General features: G+C 60.1%; 4 protein-coding genes. All 4 read left to right on the forward strand.

The features are described 5' to 3' along the window. Positions 1-98 precede the first annotated feature (98 nt). The 4 genes from XCSCFBP4642_RS0100005 to XCSCFBP4642_RS0100015 all read left to right on the forward strand — a co-directional run bounded on the left by XCSCFBP4642_RS0100005 (position 99) and on the right by XCSCFBP4642_RS0100015 (position 10,151). Positions 99-7,856 carry an autotransporter outer membrane beta-barrel domain-containing protein gene (locus tag XCSCFBP4642_RS0100005; protein ID WP_084624334.1) on the forward strand — a complete coding sequence of 2,586 codons (7,758 nt, stop codon included), beginning with the start codon at positions 99-101 and terminating at the stop codon, positions 7,854-7,856. A 69-nt stretch (positions 7,857-7,925) separates the two neighbouring features. Continuing rightward, a complete protein-coding gene (locus tag XCSCFBP4642_RS0100010) occupies positions 7,926-9,323 on the forward strand; it encodes a ribosome-inactivating family protein (protein ID WP_152527176.1) in 1,398 nt (465 codons plus the stop codon). Positions 9,324-9,416: 93 nt separating this feature from the next. After that, complete coding sequence (locus XCSCFBP4642_RS30625; protein WP_425480109.1) at positions 9,417-9,569, forward strand: DUF5993 family protein; 153 nt, start codon at positions 9,417-9,419, stop codon at positions 9,567-9,569. A gap of 12 nt (positions 9,570-9,581) precedes the next feature. After that, on the forward strand, positions 9,582-10,151 hold the full coding sequence (locus tag XCSCFBP4642_RS0100015; protein WP_029217991.1) for a disulfide bond formation protein B: 570 nt from the start codon (positions 9,582-9,584) through the stop codon (positions 10,149-10,151). Positions 10,152-10,432 lie beyond the last annotated feature (281 nt).

Here is a 10,432-nt window from a genome sequence, read left to right on the forward strand (position 1 = left end):
TGCCACGGCCATGATGCAATCCACACCATGCCCAGAGCCGGTTTTACGTGCAGCGAGCAATTTTCATGGCTGAGAGTCGGGGCTAATCAGGTGGTTTTATGATCTCTCATTCATTTAGAAAAAATCCTTTGGCGGCTGGCATCGCTGTTGTTATCGCTGTGGGTGCGTATGCTTTTCCAGCCGCATCCATGGCGGCAATTGTCACTGTAACTGGCGATCAGGTCTACGCACCAGGACTTTTCGCTGCAGGCGATCGCCTGTTTATCGGACAAGACGTCGACTCTAGCCTGCTGATCAATAATGACGCAGTGCCGGTATTGGCATATCTGAAATTGGGCGGGGCGGCTGGGGTCAAGGGCGGGCTGACTCTTTCAGGTGTGGGAAGCAACTTGGACTTATCTTCTTCGGATGGCGTATTAGTATTAGGCGACATTGGCGAGGTCGGCACCGGTAATCTAACCATCAACGAAGGCGGAACACTGAGCGTTGGCGGTGGCGCGTTTGCTCATGAATTTTCCCTAGGTTCTAAGTCATCAGGTGATGGTACCTTGACCGTGTCCGGCGCCGGGTCGTCATTTGACGTGAGAGGTGGAACGAGCGTGGTCGTTGGCGATGCCGGCACCGGTACGCTGAACATCGAAAGTGGTGGCACGGTTACGGTTGGAAGTTACGGGATTAGTCTGGGCGCGCAATCGACGGGCCTCGGTACCGTAACGGTGTCCGGTACCGGGTCGTCGTTACACGACTCGGGTGCGATAAGTATCGGCAGTGTCGGTCAGGGTGCCTTGAACGTCGAGGATGGCGGCGCGATTGAACTAGATGGGGCAAGAGCCGTGTACGTCGGCGATGCCGGCACCGGTACGCTGAACATTGAAAGTGGTGGCACGGTTACGGTTGGAAGTTACGGCATTGCCCTGGGCGCGCAATCGACGGGCCTCGGTACCGTAACGGTGTCCGGTACCGGGTCGTCGTTACACGACTCGGGTGTGATGAGTATCGGCAGTGTCGGTCAGGGTGCCGTGAACGTCGAGGATGGCGGTGCGATTGGACTAGTTGGGGCAGGAACCGTGCACGTCGGCGATGCCGGCACCGGTACGCTGAACATCGAAAGTGGTGGCACGGTTACGGTTGGAGGTTACGGCATTGACCTGGGCGCGCAATCGACGGGCTTCGGTACCGTAACGGTGTCCGGTACCGGGTCGTCGTTACACGACTCGGGTGTGATGAGTATCGGCAGTGTCGGTCAGGGTGCCGTGAACGTCGAAAGTGGTGGCACGGTTACGGTTGGAAGTTACGGCATTGCCCTGGGCGCGCAATCGACGGGCTTCGGTGCCGTAACGGTGTCCGGTACCGGGTCGTCGTTACACAGCAGTCATGCGATGAGTATCGGCAGTGTCGGTCAGGGTGCCGTGAACGTCGAGGATGGCGGTGCGATTGAACTAAAGGGGGCAAGCCCCGTGTACGTCGGCGATGCCGGCACCGGTACGCTGAACATCGAAAGTGGTGGCACGGTTACGGTTGGAAGTTACGGCATTGCCCTGGGCGCGCAATCGACGGGCTTCGGTACCGTAACGGTGTCCGGTACCGGGTCGTTGTTACACAGCAGTCATGCGATGAACATCGGCAGTGTCGGTCAGGGTGCCGTGAACGTCGAGGATGGCGGTGCGATTGAACTAGATGGGGCAGTAGCCGTGCACGTCGGCGATGCCGGCACCGGTACGCTGAACATCGAAAGTGGTGGCACGGTTACGGTTGGAGGTTATGGCATTGACCTGGGCGCGCAATCGACGGGCTCCGGTACCGTAACGGTGTCCGGTACCGAGTCGTCGTTACACAGCAAAGGTGTTGTCATGGTGGGCAAGGCCGGCGTTGGCAGCCTCAACGTAGGCGATGGAGGGAAGTTTGCTACCGACGGGACACTGACCTTGGGCAGCACGGACGGAAGCAGCGGCACTCTCGTCATCGGCGCGGCCGCTGGCAATATGGCGGTGGCATCGGGAACCGTCGATACGGGCGATGGCGATATCCATGTTGGCGCAGGGACAGGCAACCTGATCTTTAACCACACCGATTCGAACTACGACTTCAGCAAGAATCTGGTCGTGGCAACGGGCGGTACACTCAACCTCAACGTCCTCAGTGGCGCCACCACCCTGACCACGAACGCGTGGGCGGGCAACACGGCGTTGAACGGTGGCACGCTGCGTCTGGGGAACTCGGCATCGCTGGGGGCGGGCGATTTGACCTTCAATGGCGGAACGCTCGATCTCGGAACCGACTCCACGGTTCACCAAGTGGCGACGTTGCGCCTGAATTCGGGAACCCTTCGTTACGATCCAAGCACATCGACCTCGGTAGCTCTGACCGAAGCGACCACAGGGAATTGGTTCGACAATAAATACGCGTTTGCGCAAGGCCTGATTTCCGCGACGACATTGATCGGGTCGCCCGACGCGTTGTCGCTGGAGGGTTCAGGCGACGATGGCCTTCTCCGGGCGGCCATCCACGGCAGCGACGGCAGCAGCATCGGCACCGGTGCCTGGCAGAGCAAGCTTGCCCAGCAGGACACCACACTCGGGATTGCCATCAAACTCCAGAGCGTTGCCATCGACCAGGGTAAAGCCCTATCGCTGGACCTGGTGGATGCCGGCTCGACGGCGGCCACCTTCGGCGCGACCCTCACGGGAGACGGCGGCGTGTCGCTCGATGCTGAAGGTGGCACGATGACGTTTGGCAATGCCTTAAATACCTATGCCGGTACGACGGCGCTCACCGGCGGTAGCATCGATCTGGCTACGGACAACGCTCTGGGTAGGACCTCCGCGCTTTCTTTGGGAAGCTCGTCGACATTGAATCTGGGTGGGCATAGGCAAACCGTCGGCCGCGTGGATGCTGCGGCTGGCAGTACTCTCAGTCTGGGGGGCGGCACCTTGAGCCTGGGGGGCGGAACCCTCGATGGCTCGCTCGCTGGGGGTGGATCGCTGGCGTTCACTGGAGGAAGCACCGCCATCAGCGGTGCCAACGCCGGTCTCGATGCGGCGGTAAATATCGCGTCGTCGGCGACGGTCACTTTGTCTCAAGGCAGCGGCTTGGGTACCGGCAGCGTGACGCTTGGCGGTGTTCTTGCCTTGCAGGGCGACGAGGCGACCACCTTCGCCAATGCACTGTCAGGAAACGGATCGCTTGATATGGCTGCAGGGTCGCCAGATACCGCGGTCACGCTCTCCGGGCTGGATGCGTTTACCGGTACGGTGAATCTCGTCAAGGGGCATTACACGCTGGACGCAACCAGCAGCCCGATGTTGGACAAGGCGACGGTCGTCTCCGGTGCCGGCAATCTTCTCACGGTGGGTACGGCCACCACGGGCGCGCTGGGGCTTGCCGGCGGTACCCTGGATCTGGCAGACCAAACGCCCGTCACGGTCAAGTCGCTGTCGATGAGCGGTGGCACCATTGCCGCCGACCTGACAGGTATCGCGCAAGGCCAGATCAACACGCAGGATCTGCTGACGTCAGGCGACAGCATTGAGCGCACGCTTATCCATGCCGACGCCGGACTGAGCGGCTCAGCATCCAACCTCACGCTGAAAGACAGCAACGACGCGGCGCTTGAGCCGTTGAGCGCTGAGCTGAAAGACGGCGCCGGCGGCAGCGTCGGGCTTGGTTCATGGGGCCTCAAACTGGCGCAGGTGTCCAACGATCTCAATGTAGCGTGGGGCTTGCAGGGCGTTAACCTTTACCAAGGCAGGGTGCTTGCGCTGAATCTGGCCGACAGTGGTGCCACCGAGGGCACATTCGACGCTGCACTCAGCGGCATGGGGGGCGTCTCGCTCGATGCCGCGGGCGGGAGCATGACCTTTGGCAACGCGACCAATACGTACACCGGCGTGACGACACTCAAGGCCGGTACGGTGGATCTTTCGACGGACAACGCGCTGGGCGCGACCTCGGGTCTGTCTCTGGCCGCGGATGCCTCCCTCCACCTTAATGGGCATACCCAGGCCGTTGGTCAACTGACCACCGCGGCCAACAGCTCGCTCACGTTGGGCGGTGGCGCGCTGAGCGTGTCGGGTGGAACCGTCGACGGCTCCCTTTCCGGAACCGGTGCGTTGACGTTCGCGGACGGTAACACCCTGATTACCGGAGCGAATGGCGGATTGCAGAGCGCCGTGCGTGTCGCCCGCACCGCGTCGGTGACGCTCTCTCAAGGCAATGGCTTGGGCGGTGGCGACCTGGCACTGGACGGCGCCCTGGTCCTTGGCGGTGCGACGCAGAACACCCTGTCCAACGTAGTTGCCGGCGACGGAAGTCTGACGAGCACGGGCGAATGGGTGCTCGATCACGACAATGCATTTTCCGGCGGAACCACCGTCAGCGCCGGCAGTCTGGCGCTGCTGACCTCCGCAGCGGCGGGAACGGGCGGCATCGTCAACAATGCCTTGCTGACGCTGGAAGGCACCTCGGACGCCACGTTGAACAACGCGTTGTCGGGTAACGGGCGATTGGTCAAGTCGGGCACCAACGCCTGGACCGTTGCGCAAGACAACCCTTCGTTCGACGGAGCGGTGTCGGTCGCCACTGGGGCGCTGGTGCTCAAGACCGCCAACGCGTTGGGCGCGGCGTCCATCGATAACGCCGCCGCACTGCGCTTGAGCGGCGTGTCGGGAACGCTGAACAATGCGGTGACCGGTGCAGGGCAGCTCACGGCTACCGACGGAACCCAAGTGGTCATGGACGGCTTGGCGGCATTCTCCGGCACGTTGAGCGTGGACAGCGGTAGTCAAGTCAGCACGACGGACGTGTCGAACGTGACCTCCGGCATCATCGACGGCCGTCTCGCGGTGGCGGCCGCCGCCGGGCAGGACCTGACCCTCGGCCACGCGTGGCAAGGCAGCGGCGCCCTCGACCTGAGTGCCGGTTCGGCCGATGCAACCTTTCATCTTTCCGGCCTGGATGCATTTGCCGGCACGGTGAACCTGGCCAAGGGTCACTACACCCTCGATGTCGACGGCAGCGCCATGCTCGGCCATGCCACCTTGGTTTCGGGGGTTGGCAGCACCGTTACGTTGGGGACCAACGCCACCGGTGCGCTCGGACTCGCGGGCGGCACCCTAGACCTAGTCGATCAGGAACCCCTGACGGCCCAGTCGTTCAATATGACGAGCGGCACCATCGCGGCCGATCTGAGCAGCCTGTCAGCGGGACAGAGCAACACGAATGACCTGTTCACTTCAGGCGACCAGGTTCGTAGCACGCTTATCCACACGGTGGCCGGCGGTCTGAGCGGATCGGCGTCGAATCTGACGCTGGTCGATCGCCAGGGTACCTCGCTCAACCCGCTGGTGGAGGATATAAAAGGCAGCGGTGGCGACGTCATTGGCCAAGGCTCCTGGGGACTGAAGCTGTCGCAGCAATCCGATGATCTGGACGTGGCCTGGGGCCTGCGCAGCATGGATGTCTACGACGGAAAAGTCCTGGCGCTGAATTTGGCCGACAGCGGCGCAACCACAGCCACCTTCGATGCCGCGCTCAGCGGTTCGGGCGGTGTGTTGATCGATGCGACCGGTGGCACACTCACGTATGGCAACGCCGTGAACACCTACACCGGTAGCACGTCGCTCACGGCCGGCACCGTCGACCTGGCCACGGACAACGCGCTGGGCGCGACCTCGCACGTGTCCCTCACTGAGGGCACGGCATTGAATCTGCAAGGGCATACGCAGGCGGTTGGAGCGCTGGACAGCGCTGCGGGCAGCGTGCTCGATCTGGGCGGCGGCACCTTCGGCGTGGGCGGCGGTACGATCGCCGGGGCGCTGGCCGGTAGCGGCACGCTGAACTTTACCGGTGGATCGACCGCGATCAGCAGCGGCAATGCGGGTTTAAGCGCCGTGGTGGACGTGGCGCCGGCCGCTACCGTCACGCTCTCCAAGGTCACTGGCCTGGGCAGCGGGCCGATCGCCATCGGAGGCCTGCTTGCCTTGCAGGATGTCAACGGGGTGCTCACCAACGCGCTTTCGGGTTTGGGCACGCTGAGCATCGATCCTTCGGATGTCACTCTGAGTGGGGATAACCGCGGATTCACAGGCGTGATGCGCGTCGCCGACGCGGCATCCGTCTTGCGCGTGCGCACACCGGAGAACCTCGGCGATGCGTCGGTCGCCAACGCGGGAACACTGGTCGTCGACACCTCCACGGACTGGTCGTTGGCGAACCCCGTGACCGGTAACGGCAACTTCATCAAGGATGGCGTCGGAACGCTCACGGTCGGGCCGAGCCTTCAGTCGACCGGTACCACCACCGTCGACGCAGGTACGTTGATCCTCGGCCAGGGCAGCGGTGGCGCGAGCCTTATCCAGGTCAATGCGGGCGCGACGCTCGCCGCTGTGGATGCGATCAGCTCGCCTGTCGTCAATCAGGGTACGTTGCAGGGCCTCAGCGCGGCGGAGGCATCCGATCAGGCCAGCCGGGATCTTCGCTTTGATGCCGGTCTGACCAACGCCGGTCTCCTCGACATCTCGACCGTCGGTGGTGCGTCTGACCCAGGCAGCTCGGTCACGGTGCGTGGGGGCTACGTAGGCAATAGTGGTGCCGTTCGGCTGCGGACGGTACTCGGCGGCGACGCTGCGGCGACTGATCGCCTGGTCATCGATGGCGGACAGGCCACCGGGAGTACGAGCCTCATCGTCGAAAACGCCGGGGGCGTCGGCGCGAAGACGTCGATGGGCATCGATGTTGTCAAGACGACCAATGGAGCGACGACGGCCAACGATGCGTTCAGTCTCGACAGTCGGTCGACAGGATACCGCCAACAGTACGGCACGATCGCCGCGGGGGCATATGACTACACCCTCAAGCGCGGCGGCAACGGCGGCGTGGCTGACGATTGGTATCTTGTCTCTAAGAGCAATTTTCGGCCGGAGGTGGGAACCTATCTGGCGAACCGTCGCGCGGCATCATCCCTATTCGACGTCTCGGTGCAGGAGCGGATGGGAAGGGCGTCGGACCGTTCCCATGGGAACACGGACGATGATCATGGTCTGTGGGCATACGCCAGCGGCGGCACGGTGTCCTACGCCGAAACTCACGGCGAAGACATCACGCTGGATTCGAGTAGGTTCCTCACGGGCATCAATGCCTATCGTGCCGACATGGGCGCAAACGGAACGATACGCGTGGGAGCAATGGCGGGATATGGCCGTGTGAGCACGTCGTCGCGGCAGGCCAGCACATCGCTGCGATCGGACGGTACCGTCAAAGGCGTGACGGGTGGGGTGTACGGCGCGTGGTTCGCCAACGGGCAGGAGCCGGTCGGGGCTTACGTCAACGGTGAATTGCGCTATGGCAGCTACCGGAATGTCGTTCATGGGGAGGGGCTGGGAGAAGAAAGGTATGACGCGTCGGACGTGGCGATGTCGTTCGAAACCGGGTATGGCTTCCGACTGAACGATGCCCCCGGTCGATCGGTTTATCTCGAACCCAGGGTTCGGGTGATCTACGACCGCTTCCATCAGGCGGACCATACCGAAATCTCCACCGCATCGCAGGTTGTGGCAAATCAGCCGGATAACGTTGCGTACAGTGTGGGGCTTGGCCTGCATGGATCGTTTGGCGCGCCCGGGCGGCAATTGCAGCCGTTTGCCTCGCTCGACTGGTACCGCAGCAGTCGTCCGGGCTCGGTGTCCATCGACGACCTCCGCGTGGATTCGGAGGCTGCGCGAAGCCACTTCGAGGTCAAGACGGGCGCCACAGCGGAACTGCGTAACAACCTATCGGCCTGGGCGGGCCTGGGGCTGCAGGTTGGGCCTCAAAAATACGATGGCGTATCGCTACAAGCCGGTCTTCGGTACGTGTGGTGAAGCCCCGCTCCAGGGCCTGCATGGGCGTAGGTTTCCCCCGCCTGGCTCCGGAGTGCTTGAACGCGTCCCTTGGCCCGGTCCATCGCGCTGGCGCCGATAGGTCCGGGATTGACCGAGGGTGCTGCCGCTTTAAATTCTTACTATGGTATCCATATGATGAAAAAAGTCTTTCTACTTGTCTGCCTTCTGGCACTTTCCCCGTTGTGCACTGCGAAGGACTTTGTCATTTCGTTCGATACGGAAGCCGATTACGCCAAGTCGATTTCAGACTTCCGGCGTGGGATTGGGACGGAGCTGACGCGGATCGGTAACGTTTACGAGACGTCCCCCGTCGGCGACCTGATAACGGTCTCGCTTTCTAATGATCGTGGTCGCCAGATCCGGCTCGTCTTACGGCCGAGAGATCTGTATGTGATCGGTTATGAGGCATACGGGATCTTCTACCGCTTCAACGATCCGGAATATCAAAGTTTGGCTCTGCCATACGCTGCAACGACTCAGTTGCCGTATAATATGTACTCGACCTATGATTCATTGAGCTCCTTCGGAGATATCCAACTGAGTGACGTGAATGTATCCAGGGCGTCCGTGTACGGTGCGATCGATACGTTGAGTCGCTTTGGCGACGGCTCTGTCAATGCCAACTCTCTCTCGCGTGCGCTGTACCCGCTTATTATCGCCGTGTCTGAAGGTGCGAGATTCAGACCAGTTTCGAGCGCCATCGTCACCGCCCTCGGTAGTTCAACGGCAATGACCCTTGGGCGGAATACCGGCCTTGTGAGGAACTGGCAGCAGATAAGCGAATACGCGTTGCTTATGCAGCAGATGGCAGGGAGCGACGCCGACTATTATTCTGTCGATATCAACCCAACCCATTCTACCTCAAGGCACCGGCTGGCATCAGTGCTCGCTATCGCGCTTACCTGCTTGCCGGCGCGTAGCGCTCAACTGGGGTCTCCCCGTGCCGGGGCTCCCGTGAGCGAAAACTTGATCTTCGACAAATATTCCAGCGCGGTTTCTTGCAACTTGGATAAAGGTTTCGATAAAGATCATGCGTTGTACTACGATGACGAGGGGGACTTTACTCCGGTGCAGCCCATTCCAGTTCGGTACGCGGGCGTTGGCGAGCGAAGTTGGGATTTTGCGGAAGGACAGGTCGAGGACTTTAAAATGGGTGCTAATGCAAATTATGGCATGGGCATTAACTATGGCTGCGAAAAATTCGATTCGTCTCCCGCGTACTTTATCGTCAGATATATTGGCGAGGGACCGGCACCCAAGAATTATCGCGTCGAAGTAGGGTCTGAGCCAGGATCGTTGGTTGAATCCGATGGTTCGACGTATTACGTGCGGACGAGAGGGGATTTTGAGGTGAGTTTCCCGCGTGGCGGTAACTATGTCTACACCATAAGAAACGTTACCGGTAGGCGGGTGATCGGTTCACCGTGTGACGCCGGACTTATATAATAGATCGGGGTTCTATTTGGAGTGACGCAAGGGTTGCGATTTAGCAGCGTTTCTTTCTATATTCTTTCGACATAATCAGAGTTTGTCGCGCCTATGTTTCTGCCATTTTTTATTGCACTGTGTGCAGTGCTCAGTGCGCTAGCTGGAAAAAATAAAACCGGTTATGTTTTATTTTTCATCTTGTTGGTGATGACCTTGTTATTGTTCAGACACCATGCCACCGACTCGCTAAGTCTTTCGTTCTGAGTGAAATTCGTCATGACGACTTCGTTAAAAGTCACTGAAAATAGCGATCTGGCGGCGGCGCTCAATGCCACGGGTCTGTTCTGCACGAGCGCAGCGCTGTTGGTAGCTTTTTACTACCAGCTGATACTTTATGATTTGCCATGTCCACTCTGTTTGTTACAGCGCGTCGGGCTCATATCGATGGGCATCGGTTTTTTATTCAATATGGAATTCGGCGTTAAAGGTGCGCATTACGGAATGGCGTTGACGGGTTGTGCGGTGACGGGCTCGATCGCGGCGCGCCAGATGCTTTTGCACATTATGCCAGGAGATGCCGGTTACGGTTCTACCTTCCTGGCTCTGCATTTCTATACTTGGGCTCTGCTGGCATCTGTGTTCGCCGCAGAGGCGATTGCCGTTATGATGATGCTGGGTCCTAAGGATAGGCCCGCAACAGAAGACGCTTCATCCGTTTCACTGTGGGGGGGAATCACCAAAGTCCTGTTTTGCCTGGTGATAGTGGCCAATCTGGTATCAACCGTGCTTGAATGCGGTGGCGGGCAATGCGCCGATAATCCAACGTTCTATCAATTGCTTGGGTAGATTAGGGAGCCTCTGAAACCCCAGCAATCTTTCGTCATCGATGCGATGCGTGCGAGAGTTGCCACAAATGATCAGTTTGTTTGCTGGTGAAGAACGCGATGCCAAACGCCAGCAGTTGAATGATCTGCTGGCCTAGTTGTCGAGCCACATGGATGTTGGAGGGATTTTCCGTGAGTGGATGCATATTGGGAACCTCTAAAAACCCCAGCATCCTGTCATCATTGACGTAATGCGATGCTAGCGGAGGGTGCTACAGATGATCAGTTTGTTCGCCGGTGAAG

This window comes from Xanthomonas cassavae CFBP 4642 (assembly GCF_000454545.1).
Classification (GTDB): Bacteria; Pseudomonadota; Gammaproteobacteria; order Xanthomonadales; family Xanthomonadaceae; genus Xanthomonas; species Xanthomonas cassavae.